The organism is Pseudoalteromonas sp. NZS37 (genome assembly GCF_015864265.1).
GTDB lineage: Bacteria > Pseudomonadota > Gammaproteobacteria > Enterobacterales > Alteromonadaceae > Pseudoalteromonas > Pseudoalteromonas arctica.
This window is the reverse complement of record NZ_JADYXL010000001.1, coordinates 189591-205116: the sequence shown is the minus strand read 5'-3', so window position 1 is coordinate 205116 and position 15526 is coordinate 189591. Positions and strand designations below refer to the sequence as shown.

Sequence of the window (15526 nt, the reverse complement as noted above, 5' to 3'; positions counted from 1 at the left end):
ATTCAGAATAAAATAAAGGAGCAGGACATGCTGGCTACACTGAGATCTATTGCGGAGTCTGTATCGCGACAAGCGAATTTAGACAGCGCATTAGTGTGCTTTGTGCAAATGGTTAAAGATGCCATGAAAACCCAGTGCTGCTCCATTTATTTTGCAGATTACAGCCAAGACAATTTTGTACTTATGGCAACCGAAGGGCTAAACCCCGATGCGGTAGGTAAGTTTAGAATTGGTTTTACCGAAGGTTTAGTTGGCCTAGTAGCGCAACGCGAAGAACCTATTAATATTGCATTTGCTAAATCGCATCCTCGTTTTAAGCTCTCCCCGGAAGTAAACGAAGAAGGCTACAACGCTTTTTTATCTGTACCCGTTGTTCATCAAAAAAAAGTACTGGGCGTTATTGTTGTCCAACAAAAAATGGCACGTGTATTTAGCCAAGACGAAGAGTCTTTTTTAATAACACTTTCTGCTCAACTTGCTTCACAGTTAGCGCATGCTGAAATTAAAGAAATACTACGCCAAGATGAATCATCTCATCAAACGTCTGTTTTAAAAGGTGTATCGAGCGCGCCAGGAATAGGTATAGGACAAGCATTTGTTGTATTACCAAAACTTGATTTTAAATCTATTGAGCTTTTAAAAGACAGTGACGTCACTGAGCAGCGTCGTTTGTTTACTCAAGCTGTAGCTGCAACGCGCAAAGAATTTAATACCCTATCTATGACGCTAAGCGATTCTATTCCGCACGAAGCTCTTGCGGTATTTGATGTGTATCAACAACTGCTTGATGCTAAAAGTTTAGGGCATAATGTTGAAATGCAATTACAAGAAGGCTGGTGTGCTAAAAGCGCCCTAAAAATTGTAATAGAGCGTTTAATATCTCAATTTAATGCCATGCAAGACCCTTATATAAAAGAGCGTGCTGTTGACGTTAAAGACATTGGCCTTCGCGTATTACACCACCTTGTAAATACCGAGCACGCTGTTAAAAATTATCCGCCCAACACTATTTTAATTGCTAATACCTTAACGCCCGCTATGCTTGCTGAGGTGCCAAAAGGTCACTTAACAGGCGTTGTAAGCGTAAATGGTTCTGCAAATAGCCATGCTTCTATATTAACGCGTGCGATGGGCATTCCTGCCATTTGGGGTATAGAGGATTTACCTCTACTGCAGTTTAATGGCAAACCGATGATTTTAGATGCATTTGCTGGGCGTTTATATATATCGCCTTCACAAATGCTGATGGACGAATACACAGAGTTACAGCATCAAGATAACCTACTTAATAACCGCTTTTTAGCTGAGCAAGACTCAGAATCAATTACGCTTGACGGTGAACATGTTAGCTTATTATTAAACGCAGGCCTTGAGCTTAATACTGAGCAAAGTAGCGCTCATATTTGTGACGGTGTGGGGCTTTATCGAACCGAAGCGTGGTTTATGCAAAAGGGTCAGTTTCCTTCGCAATCAGAGCAAGAAAATTGGTACCGAGAAGTACTAACTAGCTATCATCCTAATCCTGTGGTTATGCGTACATTGGATATTGGGGGCGATAAGGTACTTGATTACTTTAATATTACCGAAGAAAACCCATTTTTAGGTTGGCGTGGTATTCGTATTAGCCTTGATCATCCAGAGTTATTTTTAGATCAGCTAAAAGCGATGCTTAAAGCAAATATTGGTTTGGGTAATTTAAAAATAATGCTCCCTATGATCAGTGGCACTGAAGAAGTGGACGAGTCACTTGCGTTATTTGAACAGGCTTATTTTGAGTTAAGTGAAAAATACCCAGAGCAAACTATAGAAAGACCCGACATAGGAATAATGCTGGAAGTACCTTCAAGTGTATTTATGCTTCCAGAGTGGTCAAAAAAAGTCGATTTTTGCTCAGTAGGTAGTAACGATTTAACACAGTATTTATTAGCAGTAGACAGAGCTAACGCACGTGTAGCCGAACTTTTTAACCCTTATCACCCAGGTGTACTAAGAGTACTAAATAAAGTGGCGCATGAATGTGAGCAATATGAACTGCCATTTAGTTTGTGTGGTGAACTAGGCGGCGATCCTGAAGGGGCTATTTTACTTATTGCCATGGGTTACAGACGCCTTAGTATGAACTTATCATCGCTTAATAAAGTGAAGTGGGTACTTAGGCGTTTAAATGTCAGTGACATGGAACAACTACTAAGTGAATGTTTAGCGCAATCCACTGCCAAACAAGTACTACGTTTAACGCGAAGCTTTATGCTAGAGCATAAATTAGGTGATTTGTTTTACACCCCCAAATAAGCTTGTACACCTAATTAATTGCAATACACAGATGCTATTAGTTTTATAATCCTTTAATATATAAACCTTAAAAGGGTATTTGAGATTACTATGTATGACTTAGGTTTGTTAGTCGCAAGCTGCGCACTACTAGGCTGTATTGTTGGGTTTTTAGCTGGGTTACTAGGCATTGGCGGCGGTTTAATTATCGTTCCAGTACTAAGCACTCTGCTACTCTCATTTAATGTAACGTCGGCTGATCATGTATTAGTAATTGCTATTGCAACCTCACTCGCTTCTATTTTATTTACTTCAACGTCTTCAGCGCTGGCTCATCATAAAAATGATAATGTGCCTTGGGCAATCGCCCCGTGGGTTATGTCGGGTGTGGCTTTAGGTGCACTTATTAGTGGCTTTGCAGCAAGTTTAATCCCTGAACAAATATTACGTACAGTGTTTGCTATAAGTGTTGTATTTATTGCAGCAAGAATGGTGCTCTCCGCGCGTAATAAACCGATGTCAGAAAAACCGTTGCCGGCAGGTCCTATTTTAGGGGGCGTTTCTGCAATAATGGGCGGGTTATCAGGTTTAATAGGGATTGGCGGCGGAGCTTTAATAGTACCTATGCTTAATTATTTTTCGGTTGATATAAAAAAAGCAATTGGCTGCGCGGCAGCGTGCGGAATTGTTATTGCATTATTTGGCTCTATTGGTTACATCAGCGCAGGCTGGCATGTTACCGATTTAGAGCATGGTTTTGCCGGGTTTGTTTATTTACCTGCATTATTTGGGATTGTTATTACCTCGTGGTTTGTTGCGCCCATTGGCGCCAAAGCAACTCACTATTTACCTGTTAATACAATTAAGAAAGTTTTCGCGGTGCTGCTTGTAGTTATCGCAATTAAAATGGTTTTTAGCTAAAGGTTTATTTTTTATGGCACTTGAGTTTCCTCAAATTGATCCAATTATTTTTTCTGTTGGACCGCTAAGCGTACGTTGGTATGGCTTAATGTACTTAATAGGTTTTGCATTTGCGATGTGGTTTGCTAATCGTCAAGCGTCAAAGCCAAATTCGGGTTGGACTAAAGACCAAGTAAGCGATTTACTGTTTTACGGCATGTTAGGGGTAATACTAGGTGGGCGTATTGGCTACGTATTGTTTTACCAGTTTAGTTATTTTATAGAAAACCCACTGTATTTATTTAGGATAGATCAGGGCGGTATGTCGTTCCATGGTGGAACACTTGGCGTTATAACCGCCGTCGCAATTTTTTCGTGGACGCGTAAAAAGTCACTGCTTCAAGTAGGCGACTTTGTTGCACCACTTGTTCCTGTAGGGCTTTTAGCAGGGCGTATTGGTAACTTTATAAACGGTGAGTTATGGGGCCGAGTTACCGATGTGCCATGGGCAATGGTATTTCCAACGGGCGGTCCGCTTGCGCGTCACCCATCGCAGTTATACGAGGCATTTTTCGAAGGCTTAGTGCTGTTTTTAATCCTGCAATGGTTTATTAAAAAACCACGTCCAGCAGGCAGCGTAGCTGGTGTATTTTTATTAGGTTACGGCGTGTTTAGATTCTGTATTGAATATTTCCGCCAACCCGATGCACAACTAGGTTTATTTGCCGACTTTATTTCAATGGGACAAATATTGTCACTTCCTATGATAGTGGGTGGTTTAGGTTTATTAATTTGGGCATATAAGCAACCACAACACGTTAAAACAGCTAAGGCATAATAAGAAAAGCATGAAACAATATTTAAAATTATGTCAGCGTATTGTTGACGAAGGTCAGTGGGTCGAAAACAAACGTACAGGTACGCGTTGTTTAACCGTTATTAATGCCGATTTAGAATACGATGTGGCTAATAATAAGTTTCCAATGATCACGACGCGCAAAAGTTACTACAAAGCAGCGATTGCTGAGTTACTAGGATATTTACGCGGTTACGACAGCGCTGAGCAGTTTCGTGAGATTGGCTGTAAAACATGGGATGCCAACGCGAACGATAACAACGCATGGCTTAATAACCCTAACCGTAAAGGTGAGGATGACATGGGGCGTGTTTATGGCGTACAAGGCCGTGGTTGGCAACGTCCAGATGGCTCAACGCTTGATCAGCTTTCCAAAGTTATTGATAACTTAAAAAATGGCATTGATGACCGTGGTGAAATAATCACGTTTTATAATCCAGGTGAGTTTGAGCTTGGTTGTTTGCGCCCGTGTATGCATACGCACACTTTTTCACTACTTGGCGATACGCTATACTTAACGTCATACCAGCGAAGCTGTGATGTACCGCTTGGCCTTAATTTCAATCAAATTCAGTGTTTTGTGTTGCTTGCGTTAGTGGCTCAAATTACCGGCCACAAAGCGGGTAAGGCGTATCATAAAATTGCTAATGCACATATTTACGAAAACCAACTTGAACTGATGCGAGACGTGCAGTTAACGCGTGAGCCATTTGCGTCACCTCAGTTAAAAATTAATCCAAAAATTACATCATTAGAAGACATAGAAACGTGGGTAACACGAGACGACTTTGAAGTAACAGGCTATCAATGCCATGAAGCGATTCAATATCCATTTTCAGTATAATAAAAGATTAAGGAAAACATAAAATGAAAGCAGTGATCCCAGTAGCGGGCCTTGGTACTCGTATGTTACCAGCCACTAAAGCAATTCCTAAAGAAATGCTTCCAGTGGTAGACCGTCCTTTAATTCAATATGTAGTAAACGAAGCCGTTGCTGCAGGAATTAAAGAAATAGTGTTAGTGACGCACTCAAGTAAAAATTCAATCGAAAATCACTTCGATACAAGTTTTGAACTAGAAGCTACTTTAGAAAAGCGTGTTAAGCGGCAATTACTTGCCGAAGTGCAAGCAATCTGCCCTAAAGACGTAACCATTATTCACGTACGCCAAGGTGAAGCAAAAGGCTTAGGCCACGCTATTAGTTGTGCAGCGCCTATTATTGGTAACGAACCGTTTGTAGTTATTTTACCAGATGTAATTATTGATGATGTAGAGAGCGATCTTAAAAAAGATAACTTAGCAGAAATGATCGCTAATTTTGAGAAAACCAAGCACAGTCAAATTATGGTAGAACCAGTACCAATGGCACAAGTTAACCAGTTTGGTGTGGTTGATTTAGGTGATGTTGACTTAAAGCAAGGTGAAAGCTCGCCAATATTTAATATGGTAGAAAAGCCGCCAGTAGATGAAGCTCCATCAAACTTAGCTGTAGTGGGTCGATACGTATTAAGCGAAAATATCTGGCCGTTACTTGCAAAAACTCCGCAAGGTGCAGGCGACGAAATTCAATTAACTGATGCAATTGCGATGTTAATGGAACACGAAAAAGTAGATGCATACGCTATAAAAGGCCGCAGCCACGATTGTGGAAGTAAAATTGGTTACTTAAAGGCAACGATTGAATTTGCACTTCGTCGCGATGAATTTGCCGATGAATTAAAATCATTTATCAAAAAACTGATTTAACAGTTAACGAAAACATGAAAGGCGCCTATATCGGCGCCTTTTTTTATGAGTTTTATCAGGATCAAAATTAGAAAAGGAATAGCTCTAAAATAAAAGTTTTTAAGTCATTACAGACATATTGTTATTTATGTTGTAAAGTTTGTGTTAATTGGCATTGAATTTGTATTAAATAATGCTCTCAAGGAAGGGATGGAGTATGCAACGTTGTGTTTTACGAAACACTGACAAGCATGCGAAGAGCTAGTTTTATGGCTCACAGCTTAAATAAAGTTAAACGCTTTCTTGTGAGAATGTTTAACTGAAATGTAGTGTAAAAACACTGCTTTCAGGACAACTAATACATGTTTATATATAAAAAAAATAACATTGGGCTTTTACTTAGCTTGCTAATGCTTTTATTTGGTACAGCATGCAGCGTCTCGCCTGAAATAAAAACCATTGATGAACAACCTCAAAGTAACTCGCCTGACTACGTATCAATTACAGCCCTTGAACTTGCTCAGCTAAAAGATGCCGCAATGCAGTGGCAACAAGCTCGTGAAGGCATAGAGCGAATTTTAAGATTAGAAAAAGAAATAACTTACCTCGTAAATCATATTGATATTATAAACAGCAAAGCTATTGCGCAGTCTAATCAAGGGTACAGCAGCAAGTCTGTACGCTCACCACGAAACACACGCAATGTTAAGTCACGCCAACAAGCTAAACAAAACTACAGTGATAAAAAACAAACTGTAAAATTAAATACACCTAAACATGTATTTGCTTTGCAAGTAGCTTCGGTTGACTCCGAGCAAGGTGTGGCTAAAGCATGGCAAGAGCTAAATGCTAAAGCAGCGCCGTTGTTTAGAGACAAAATATTGACTAACGTAGAAACCGCCAAAATAAACGACAAAATGTTTTACAGGCTGAAACTTGGCTCTTACCAAAACTTTAAAAATGCAAAAGCAGACTGTGACGTATTCAAACTGTACAAACTCGATTGCATAGTAAGTAACTACACTGATAAGCCAGTAAAGCTTTAGCGCACAGCATGTAATATCAATCTACAATAATACCTAATCAATTTGAAGGATTAGACCTGACGCTAACTTCGCTAATAATTTTTGATATACGACGGCATGTATGCCGGAGTTAGAGCAATGCAGCAACAATTAGTGATACCAACTAAATGATGAAATTTTGCCTTGTTATCGATATGGCTTTTCTTACCTCAAAATAGACTACTTAATTAAAAAGTTGCTATAAAGTGGCGCAAAATTTGCTTTGATTTATTATCTTGGTTAGTAGAGTGCATTTTGCAATGCGGTATTTTAAGTCTTGTCATTTAATATCAGTTTTATTCTTATCTTTTTATTTATATGGATGTAGCAGCGCAACTGTAAATAACGAGAGCGTGCAGCATTCTTTAATTACTGATAAACAAGTAAAAGAGTATGTTTCGCAGTGGCACTTACAGCAAGAAAGCATTGGTCGTTTAACTGCTATGGAAGATGATTTACAGCTGTTAATTATGGCGTTATCGTCTCGAAGTGAATTAACTGAAAACCCTCCTTTACTCATGCAAAATAAAACCGATATCACCTATGGTAATCAGCCTTCACAGAATTTGGAACCGACGGCACTAAATAACACTCCCGAAGTAAAAACACCAAACTTACAAAATTCAGAACTCACCTTAACAGATGAAACTAAAATTGGAGCACAGCTTGGTTGGTATTTAAAGCCAGAGCTTGTTAAAGCAAGAGTCGAAAGGCTTAAGCAATTATACCCCAGTGCATTTACTCAATTTAATTTTACTATGTTTGAACGTAAAAATAATAATATGACTTTGTATGGATTACGTGTAGGTCCATTTAAAAACGATGCTCAAGTAAGTGCGTTTTGTTATTTAGCTAATCAGCTTGATCAAGCATGTAATATTGCTGCTTTTGTCGGAAAGCCAATATAATTAATAAATTAGGCCTTTTAAACTTATATAGTATTAAAGTATTTGTACTAATAGTCGATACTAACTATAGTTGGGCAAATATTTGATAAAGCCCATTTTCTTATAAGGATTTAGCATGAAGTTTTATTTATCTGCATTAGCTGTAGCCACCGTGGTCAGCTCGTTTAGCACTTATGCTGCTACAGAGTCATTTGAAGCGAAAGTAACGGTACAAAATGCTGTAGTACTCACAAAAGATAACGATTTAAATTTTGGTACTATTCGTGCTATTTCAGATCCTACAGGCAATCTGCAAGCTACGCTTACAATTAATCCTGATCCTGATGCAACTAATGTTACCTCGCAAGACGACGCTGCTGGTAATGTGGCAACTATATCAATAATTGAAGGTGGTGAAGCGGGTGCTTTTAGTGTGTCAGATGTAGTACCAAATTCTATTTTAACCATTAGCGACCCAGTAAATACTTTAGTACAACCTTTAGCTGGTCAAGGGTTGAATGAACCTGATTTTACTGTAGGTACTTGGACTTACTTTATAACGAGCGGTACTAATGCTGGTGGATTATATACAAGTGCTACGCCCAACCTACAGGCTGGTGTTGATGGCGCTGTATCATTTAATATAGGCGCGACTCTTTCTACTTCATCAAACGCATCAAGTGTGGATTACCCTGATGGTGAGTATTCTGGTAGCTTTAATATTGAAGTGTCATATTAATTAGTGTTTAAACAAACAATGCGCTTTTTGTATGTTTCTGCTTGGCTTTCGTTAATGTTTAGCGAGCAAGCCTATAGCGCAAGCATACAACAAGAAGCGCTTAATTTTGGCACTTTAGTTATCCCTCAAAATAATACCTTAAGCTCTATAACCATTAGCCATGAAGGTGAAACAACCACATTTGGTAATATTTACGTATTAACTGAGGGTAATCCCGCAGAACTTTTATTTACCGATTTACCTCCCCTTACTCAAATATCGTTTAACAAAACGAGTGACTCTACATTGCAAAGTGAAGCACTAGGAGCTAATAGTGCCAAGTTTTCGGTTGTATTAGTAGATTTACCAAGAACGCAAACTAGCGATGAGTTTGGAGAGCTTTTACTCAAAGTAGGTGGCCGTTTAATAACGACAGGGACTAGCCAAAGTTACTTAGATGGTAGTTTTATTACTGACACCCAATTAGAAATTACGATTGATTACTAAAGGAAAAACATGCTTTATAAAGTTGTAGTGCTGCTCGCACTGAGTGTATGTATTTTAGGAAAAAATGCATACGCAAATTTACTTATCTCTCCAACCCGTATTAGTTTTGATGAACGCCAACGAACCGCTAAAGTTACAGTAATTAATACAGGTGATGAATATCAAACATATCGTGTTTTATGGAGTGAGAAGCAAGCGCAACCTAGCGGTGGCTACATACAGTTGGCAGAGGCTACAAGCGAAAGTTTAAGTTCAATGGCACGTTTGTCACCAAAACAAATGCGTTTAGCACCTGGTGAAAAACAAACAGTAAAAATAGCAATACGTAAACCTAAAGGCCTAGCTTCTGGTGAGTACCGCTCTCATCTTCTATTTCAAGCATTGCCTGGTGAAAATACTAATAAAACAAGCTCAATAAAAGTTAATATGATTATGAGCTACAGCATTCCTATTTTGTTACGTAAAGACATGAAACAGCCAGAAGTTGCCATAGAGCAAGCTCAACTAGTGCTAAATGAAAGCAATCAACGTCCTCAGTTTTTATTGAATATAAAACGAGAAGGTAAGTTTAGTAGCTACGGTAAATTAAGTGCTTACTTTGTTGATAGCAATAACGAGCAAGTTAAAATTGCAGAAATTGGTAATTTAAGTATTTATCCAGAAGTGGATAATGCGTTTGTAACCCTTAGTTTATTTAGTGACAAAAATTTAGATAAAACAGGAAAAGTCATTTTTAAATATGAAGGCAGTCAAGAATATAAAGACCTTACATTTGCACAATACACTCTGCCTTTAACTTCACAATCACTTAATGTTTTAACAGTGAATGACGCTAAATAATTTATTGTATGCACTATTACTAAGCATAAGTAGTTTGCTTAGTAATAGTGTAATCGCTAATCCTAATTCTTCCGTAGGGGATGCTTTAACAACACTACGCGCAATTGAACTAAAGCTAACTAAGCCCGTTGAAGTAATTGATTATAAAAACAAAGAAAATCAGCAACAGCGAATCGCCACAGGCGAGTTATTAATACTTTCGCTTTATTTAAACTCATACTACTTAGGTGAAGTTGCAGCAATTAAAAGCGAGCAAAGTGTACAAGTTAGTTTAAGCGACTTATTTGACATTCTACAATTTGCAATGAATGTTGATGCTAGCAATCGAATTGCTCAAGGTGTTGGAGCAAATCAACAACCTCTTTTTCTAAATGCAGCGGTTACACCCGCTGTATTTACTAGTCCTACACAGAGCTACTTATTAGCAAAAAATCAAATTACCATTGAAGATGATATTTATGTAGATATTCAAAGTTTACATAATGCTTTAAATCTAGAGTTTAATATTGATTACCCAGATTTAGAATTACTTATAAGCTCAGAGAGCCCCTTACCGGTTGAACAACAAAGATACAGACAGTCGCGCAACCTTAAATCACCTAACAAAAGATCGCCACCTACGCTGCCATGGAAAGCTAGCCCATATAAAGCGCTATCTTCTCCGGTTGCCGACTTACAACTAAATTTTACCGCGAGCGATGATAGGCATTCTACGAACTATTCACTTTTAGGCACTCAAGACTTTGCGTATTTATCTGCAGAGTATTTTTTGTCTGGACGAAGTACTGACTTACTTACCAACTCTAGGTTAACGTTTACAAAGCAAAACTTAGACAAAGAAATAAAAAACAGCTTCATGCCTACTGAAATATCTTTTGGTGATGTTATCGCCACGCAAGTGGGTAATAGCTACAGTAATCAGTATGCCCGAGGTGTTAAAATTTCTAATAATGTAACCAATAGAAAAATAGTCAATAATCAAGTTAACTTAAGCGGTGCTATACAGCCAGGTTGGGATGTAGAGCTGTATCGTAATGAAATATTAATAGACCAGCAGCTTAGCCTCGCAGATGGGCGTTATATTTTTGATAATATAAACCTATTATTTGGAGCTAATAATTTTGAGCTTATTTTTTATGGGCCTCAAGGTCAAGTTGAGCGTAAAAGTGATTATTACTTTGTGGACGGAAATCAACTTAAGCAGGGACAAGGTCACTATGAATTGTCGGTTACTGAACAAGGTAAGCAGTTACTAAATAACAATGTTTCAAGCTCGCAGGGGCAGGGTTGGCAAGTTGCGGGTAGATATGAGCAAGGGCTTACAGATAATATATCTGTATACACTGCTACATCAGGTCAAAAAAATACAGATGACGATCTACTTAAGTATGCATTTGGTACCAATATAAGCTTGTTTGACCGATTATTATTAAATGCGAATGTTGAAAAAAATAATAACAATGAACAAGAATTTGAATTTACAGCCCGAACTCAAATTGCCGAACAATCACTACTTTTTAGCGCTACAAATCGTACCGACGAACAGCAGCAAGATTTTAACAGCTACCAAATAAATTTAGCTGGTGGGCTAATGAATAATACCTATGGACGCCTTTCTTATCAAAATAACGTCCTATATGACGATAGTGATATTAGAGGGCGTTTTAAACAAGTACGCAACCAGTTCAACTACTCATACTCAGGATTTGCACTAAGTAACCAATTACTGTGGCAACAAGACGATAGCTCTAAGAGTACTTTTGGAACAACACGTTTTCAAAAGCGCTTTGGGAGAACCTACACAAGGTTTGGTATAGATTATAGTATATCGCCAGTAAGTGAGCTTGTTAGTTACGAGGCTGAGTTTAGCCGCAACTTGGGCCGAGATTTACAAGCGGAACTTACTTTAACTAATTCACTTCGTAATAATATTCAATCGGCCGAATTAGGGCTCAATTGGCAAAGCGACAAGTTTAGTTTAACGAGTAACTTAAACTACAACAGTAACGATGATTGGCGGCTCGGCATTTATAGCCGTTTTAGCTTAGGTTTTGATGTTGAACACAATACATATTTTGTCTCTAAGCGCAGCTTAACTAACACAGGTAGCTTAATGTTACGCGTATTTTTAGATCAAAATAATAACGGTATTATGGATGATGATGAGCACGGCGTTGCCGGCGTAAAAGTAAAAGGCGTTCACAATTATCGTCAAGCAATTACAGACGAACACGGCGTTGCGCTATTAACTTCAATGCCAGCAAATCGTACAACAGATATAATACTTGATAGAAATAGTTTTGAAGATCCGTTTTTAATACCAGCTAATGAGGGTTTTTCTATTACACCAAGGGCTGGTTTTGTAGAGTATATGGACTTCGCATTAAATAATGCCAGTGAAGTGGAGGGAGTTGTTTATCAACAAAAAGGTGATACAACACAGATCCAACCCTTTGCAAATATAGCGCTGTTGAATGAGAAAGGGGATCAAGTTGCACAAACTCAAGCAGCATATGATGGCTATTATTTATTTACAGACCTTAAACCGGGGCAGTATAAAGCAGTAATTGATGATGAATATAAACAACGCAAGCAGCTAAAAAACACTCAAAATATAACAGTTAATTTATCGCCTCAAGGAGATGTAGTAATGGGCGTTGATTTAACGTTAAAGGCGCTCAGTGCAACAACTGGAAGCATTGCCAATGCAGGAAGTTTTAGTTCGTTAAATATCTTAAAAATTTATTACCGTTTAATAGCACCACGAATAGAGCAGCAAGAAGCTTTTTATATGCATGATAAAGCTAAAAATAAATTTATTTTAGCCTTAGCGCACGCAACAAACAGTTCGCCAGAGCTTATTTCTGTATGCGACTCAGTAAAAGCGCAAGGATTAAAGTGTGTTGTTGAAACACATAAAATACTCCATTAAAGGAATTAGGATGAAAAGAGTTCAATGTATATTTTTAATCAGTGCAATGTTGCTAAGTTATGGTTGTGCGAATAATAAAGCAATTGATGGTAGTGCTACTCAGACCAACGTAACTGACGAAAAAAGCTACGTAAAAATAACAAAGCAAGAACTTGAAACTTTAAAAATAAGCTCCCAGCAGTGGCAAAATATGAAGCCAGAACTTGCGCGTTTATTACTTATTGAAGAAGACTTAAGCTTACTAATATTGCAACTCAATACAATTGCAAAAGAAAATGAGCAGAAAAACGCACCAGTAATAAAAGCAGAAATAGTTAATAGCAACACAATTAATCGCTCCAATTTACAAGTAACAAAACCAGTTGATCCTAAATTTGCTTTACAAGTGCTTTCAATAACGCAAAAAGAACAACTCTCTTTAGCTTTTAGGCAACTTCAAAAAAAGCTTTCTAGCTTACTAGGCGATAATTTTGTGATGAATGTTGAAACAATAAATGTAAAAGGAGTTATGTATAACCGCTTAAAGCTAGGCGCATACATAGACAAAAAAAACGCTATGGGTGACTGTCAAAAATTAAAGAGCCAAAATATAAATTGTTTAGTTAGCTATTACGTAGATCAGCCCTTTATCGCACAATAGTTAAGTCGGCATACAAATTGCTTCATCCTCAGTATGTTTTGAAGAGGATGGCAATTATGCGCCTTTTACTGCCTTTATTATTTTTAAATTTAGCTGCTTGTAACTTGGTGCCACCGCCAGAACCAAGTGTGCCTACAGATGCACCTAAAGCAGCCATGGCTCCTTTTACGGTTAATGACTATGTAGTTAATTTAACGTCGCAACTTAACCACCTAAACGGAGCATTAAATGCTAATGCACGTGTTGGCGTTAGTAGCTTCTTTTATGCAGATGCACTAGATACAAAATTAGTGACAGGGCAAGCCTCAGGCTTAAGTCAGCAGATCCAAGAAAGTCTGCTTACACAATTTACTCAACTGGGTTATCACACCGTTGAGTACAGACTTGGGAATAACCTCTCTTTATCAGAAAACTCAGACAGTATTTTAAGTCGCGATTTAAGTAAATTACGTAATCGCCAAAATATTGACTTAGTTATCACAGGAACAGTGACTCGCCAGCAGCATGCATACATAGTTAATGCACGGCTTGTGAATATAGAAAATAAACAGGTGCTCTCTGCGGGAAGTACCGAGATCCCAATTAATGTAATGTGGGGCAATGAGAAAATTCAGCAGCGTGACGGACTTTTATACCGAAGCGAATACTAATTTGGAGCACAAAATGAAAAACCTATTAATTACATTATGCTTACCACTGGGCTTTGGTTGCTCTCAAATACTAGGCACAATGAATACAGACACCACAACACCACAAAGTGAGCAAAGCAACCAACTGGTGAGTAACCAACGCGACGTTGCAGCGCCTGTTTCTGACGATAACTTATTTCAGTCAGGAATGGCTCCACAAGATAACTACACAAAAGCAACACCGCCAATGCGCAAAAATATTAACCATTATGTGCGCGGCATAATGCAAGACATGGTTGAAAACTTACAGTACGTAAGTGAACAAACACCGTTAGCTGTTTCGAGTTTTATTTTTTTAGATGAAGACTACAACGATGGTAGCTTACTAGGAAACCAAATTGCAGAAAGCTTCATGCATGAATTACACAGCTTTGGTGTACCCGTTATTGATTTTAAAACAACTGATTATATGCGTGTTACCTCAACAGGCGACTTTGTATTTAGTCGCGACTATTTAGAGCTAAATCAAGATCAAAACTTTAAATATGTACTAGCCGGTACGCTTGTAAACCATCAAGGTGGTGTACTTGTTAATGCACGTATTGTTGGGCTAGAAAGTAAGGCCGTGGTAGGTTCTGCACAAGGGTTTATTCCACAGTCAGTTGTTGATGCGCTTAATAGTAGCTATCGCACTGATGGCATAATGTTAAAACAAGCAAGCAAGTGAGATAATTATGTATAGTAAATTATTTAACCGCTTTATCGTTTTTTTTGCTTTAGCTAATTTAACTGGTTGTGCCTTTACTCAAAATAATGAAAGTGCTGAAATGAATGCATCTTCAACCACACAAGTAAATTATGACTTAGCAAGCATGCTTAAAACAGCCGAGCAAAAATCAACTCAAGATGATGCTAACGGCAATCAATTTACACCACTTCAGCACCATAAAACACTTGCTAACTATGTAGAGCAAATGGCACTTGATTTGGTTGATACGCTTGAGTTTGAAAGTGATACCAACGCCAATATTAATATTGCCGTTACTACCTTGGTCGATCTTGATTCATCGCTTACTAAAAGTAATCAATTGGGTAATCAAATTTCTGAAACGTTAATTCATCAGTTACAAAAGTTTGGTTATGGCGTGGTTGATTTTAAAACCACTCAAACAATAGATGTAAATAGTCGTGGTGATTTTGCTTTTTCGCGCGATATTGAAAAGCTTAGTGAAGATCAAATGGCGAGCCATGTATTAGCGGGTACATTAATTTATCGCAGTGATGCTGTTGTTGTAAATACACGTGTAATTAACGCGCATACAAAAAAAATCGTCGCGAGTAGTCGAAAACTAATCCCAATTTATGTACTAAATAAAGAAGATATATACTTATCAAGCAATTAAGTTCAGTTGTCGCTTGATATAAAAAACCAGATGCCGTTATAATTCACACCTCTAAGCACACAGCTTGTTTGTGGCCTCTTAGTTAAATGGATATAACGGCCCCCTCCTAAGGGGCAGTTGCAAGTTCGATTCTTGCAGGGGCTACCAATTAAAT

The 15526-nt window shown here is 38.1% G+C and carries 15 protein-coding genes and 1 tRNA gene; all 16 read left to right on the top strand.

Translation table 11 applies throughout. The annotated features are described in order from the left end of the window. The first annotated feature begins 27 nt into the window (after nucleotides 1-27). The 16 genes from ptsP to I6F47_RS00840 all read left to right on the top strand — a co-directional run bounded on the left by ptsP (nucleotide 28) and on the right by I6F47_RS00840 (nucleotide 15519). Nucleotides 28-2292, top strand: coding sequence for a phosphoenolpyruvate--protein phosphotransferase (ptsP, locus tag I6F47_RS00915; RefSeq protein WP_076923556.1), 2265 nt, complete (start codon nucleotides 28-30; stop codon nucleotides 2290-2292). Nucleotides 2293-2382: 90 nt separating this feature from the next. Next, complete coding sequence (locus I6F47_RS00910; RefSeq protein ID WP_024589991.1) at nucleotides 2383-3192, top strand: sulfite exporter TauE/SafE family protein; 810 nt, start codon at nucleotides 2383-2385, stop codon at nucleotides 3190-3192. A gap of 13 nt (nucleotides 3193-3205) precedes the next feature. Continuing rightward, nucleotides 3206-4009, top strand: a complete 804-nt coding sequence (gene lgt / locus I6F47_RS00905) for a prolipoprotein diacylglyceryl transferase (protein WP_007583122.1) — start codon at nucleotides 3206-3208, stop codon at nucleotides 4007-4009. Nucleotides 4010-4019: 10 nt separating this feature from the next. Continuing rightward, the gene (locus I6F47_RS00900; protein ID WP_024589990.1) at nucleotides 4020-4871 is read left to right on the top strand and encodes a thymidylate synthase; all 852 of its coding nucleotides are present in this window, start codon (nucleotides 4020-4022) and stop codon (nucleotides 4869-4871) included. Nucleotides 4872-4894: 23 nt separating this feature from the next. Next, on the top strand, nucleotides 4895-5773 hold the full coding sequence (gene galU / locus I6F47_RS00895) for a UTP--glucose-1-phosphate uridylyltransferase GalU (RefSeq protein ID WP_024589989.1): 879 nt from the start codon (nucleotides 4895-4897) through the stop codon (nucleotides 5771-5773). Nucleotides 5774-6114: 341 nt separating this feature from the next. Further along, entirely contained in the window at nucleotides 6115-6798 is a 684-nt protein-coding gene (locus I6F47_RS00890) for an SPOR domain-containing protein (protein ID WP_024589988.1), read from the top strand. A gap of 371 nt (nucleotides 6799-7169) precedes the next feature. After that, nucleotides 7170-7724, top strand: coding sequence for an SPOR domain-containing protein (locus I6F47_RS00885; protein ID WP_024589987.1), 555 nt, complete (start codon nucleotides 7170-7172; stop codon nucleotides 7722-7724). Nucleotides 7725-7839: 115 nt separating this feature from the next. After that, the gene (locus I6F47_RS00880; RefSeq protein WP_024589986.1) at nucleotides 7840-8442 is read left to right on the top strand and encodes a DUF4402 domain-containing protein; all 603 of its coding nucleotides are present in this window, start codon (nucleotides 7840-7842) and stop codon (nucleotides 8440-8442) included. A gap of 3 nt (nucleotides 8443-8445) precedes the next feature. Then, nucleotides 8446-8928, top strand: a complete 483-nt coding sequence (locus tag I6F47_RS00875; protein WP_024589985.1) for a DUF4402 domain-containing protein — start codon at nucleotides 8446-8448, stop codon at nucleotides 8926-8928. Nucleotides 8929-8937: 9 nt separating this feature from the next. Continuing rightward, nucleotides 8938-9768, top strand: coding sequence for a fimbrial biogenesis chaperone (locus I6F47_RS00870; protein WP_024589984.1), 831 nt, complete (start codon nucleotides 8938-8940; stop codon nucleotides 9766-9768). After that, the gene (locus I6F47_RS00865) at nucleotides 9755-12700 is read left to right on the top strand and encodes an MSCRAMM family adhesin SdrC (protein ID WP_231609130.1); all 2946 of its coding nucleotides are present in this window, start codon (nucleotides 9755-9757) and stop codon (nucleotides 12698-12700) included. The genes I6F47_RS00870 and I6F47_RS00865 overlap by 14 nt, the downstream gene beginning before the upstream one ends. Nucleotides 12701-12710: 10 nt before the next feature. Beyond that, nucleotides 12711-13340, top strand: a complete 630-nt coding sequence (locus tag I6F47_RS00860; RefSeq protein ID WP_197183165.1) for an SPOR domain-containing protein — start codon at nucleotides 12711-12713, stop codon at nucleotides 13338-13340. Between the two features lie 56 nt (nucleotides 13341-13396). Beyond that, complete coding sequence (locus tag I6F47_RS00855) at nucleotides 13397-13990, top strand: FlgO family outer membrane protein (protein ID WP_007583140.1); 594 nt, start codon at nucleotides 13397-13399, stop codon at nucleotides 13988-13990. A gap of 13 nt (nucleotides 13991-14003) precedes the next feature. Further along, entirely contained in the window at nucleotides 14004-14696 is a 693-nt protein-coding gene (locus I6F47_RS00850; protein ID WP_007583141.1) for a FlgO family outer membrane protein, read from the top strand. Between the two features lie 7 nt (nucleotides 14697-14703). After that, nucleotides 14704-15372: a FlgO family outer membrane protein gene (locus I6F47_RS00845; protein WP_024609029.1), complete on the top strand. Its 669-nt coding sequence runs from the start codon at nucleotides 14704-14706 to the stop codon at nucleotides 15370-15372. A 72-nt stretch (nucleotides 15373-15444) separates the two neighbouring features. Continuing rightward, nucleotides 15445-15519: transfer RNA gene (locus I6F47_RS00840), tRNA-Arg, on the top strand. The last annotated feature ends 7 nt before the right edge of the window (nucleotides 15520-15526 follow it).

What these genes read in the sequence shown, in the direction of transcription:
- I6F47_RS00855 (WP_007583140.1), top strand. Translation starts at nt 13,397, where the DNA reads ATGCGCCTTTTACTGCCTTTATTATTTTTAAATTTAGCTGCTTGTAAC.
- I6F47_RS00890 (WP_024589988.1), top strand. Translation starts at nt 6,115, where the DNA reads ATGTTTATATATAAAAAAAATAACATTGGGCTTTTACTTAGCTTGCTA.
- I6F47_RS00900 (WP_024589990.1), top strand. Translation starts at nt 4,020, where the DNA reads ATGAAACAATATTTAAAATTATGTCAGCGTATTGTTGACGAAGGTCAG.
- lgt (WP_007583122.1), top strand. Translation starts at nt 3,206, where the DNA reads ATGGCACTTGAGTTTCCTCAAATTGATCCAATTATTTTTTCTGTTGGA.
- I6F47_RS00860 (WP_197183165.1), top strand. Translation starts at nt 12,711, where the DNA reads ATGAAAAGAGTTCAATGTATATTTTTAATCAGTGCAATGTTGCTAAGT.
- I6F47_RS00865 (WP_231609130.1), top strand. Translation starts at nt 9,755, where the DNA reads ATGACGCTAAATAATTTATTGTATGCACTATTACTAAGCATAAGTAGT.
- I6F47_RS00850 (WP_007583141.1), top strand. Translation starts at nt 14,004, where the DNA reads ATGAAAAACCTATTAATTACATTATGCTTACCACTGGGCTTTGGTTGC.
- I6F47_RS00910 (WP_024589991.1), top strand. Translation starts at nt 2,383, where the DNA reads ATGTATGACTTAGGTTTGTTAGTCGCAAGCTGCGCACTACTAGGCTGT.
- I6F47_RS00880 (WP_024589986.1), top strand. Translation starts at nt 7,840, where the DNA reads ATGAAGTTTTATTTATCTGCATTAGCTGTAGCCACCGTGGTCAGCTCG.
- I6F47_RS00870 (WP_024589984.1), top strand. Translation starts at nt 8,938, where the DNA reads ATGCTTTATAAAGTTGTAGTGCTGCTCGCACTGAGTGTATGTATTTTA.
- galU (WP_024589989.1), top strand. Translation starts at nt 4,895, where the DNA reads ATGAAAGCAGTGATCCCAGTAGCGGGCCTTGGTACTCGTATGTTACCA.
- ptsP (WP_076923556.1), top strand. Translation starts at nt 28, where the DNA reads ATGCTGGCTACACTGAGATCTATTGCGGAGTCTGTATCGCGACAAGCG.
- I6F47_RS00845 (WP_024609029.1), top strand. Translation starts at nt 14,704, where the DNA reads ATGTATAGTAAATTATTTAACCGCTTTATCGTTTTTTTTGCTTTAGCT.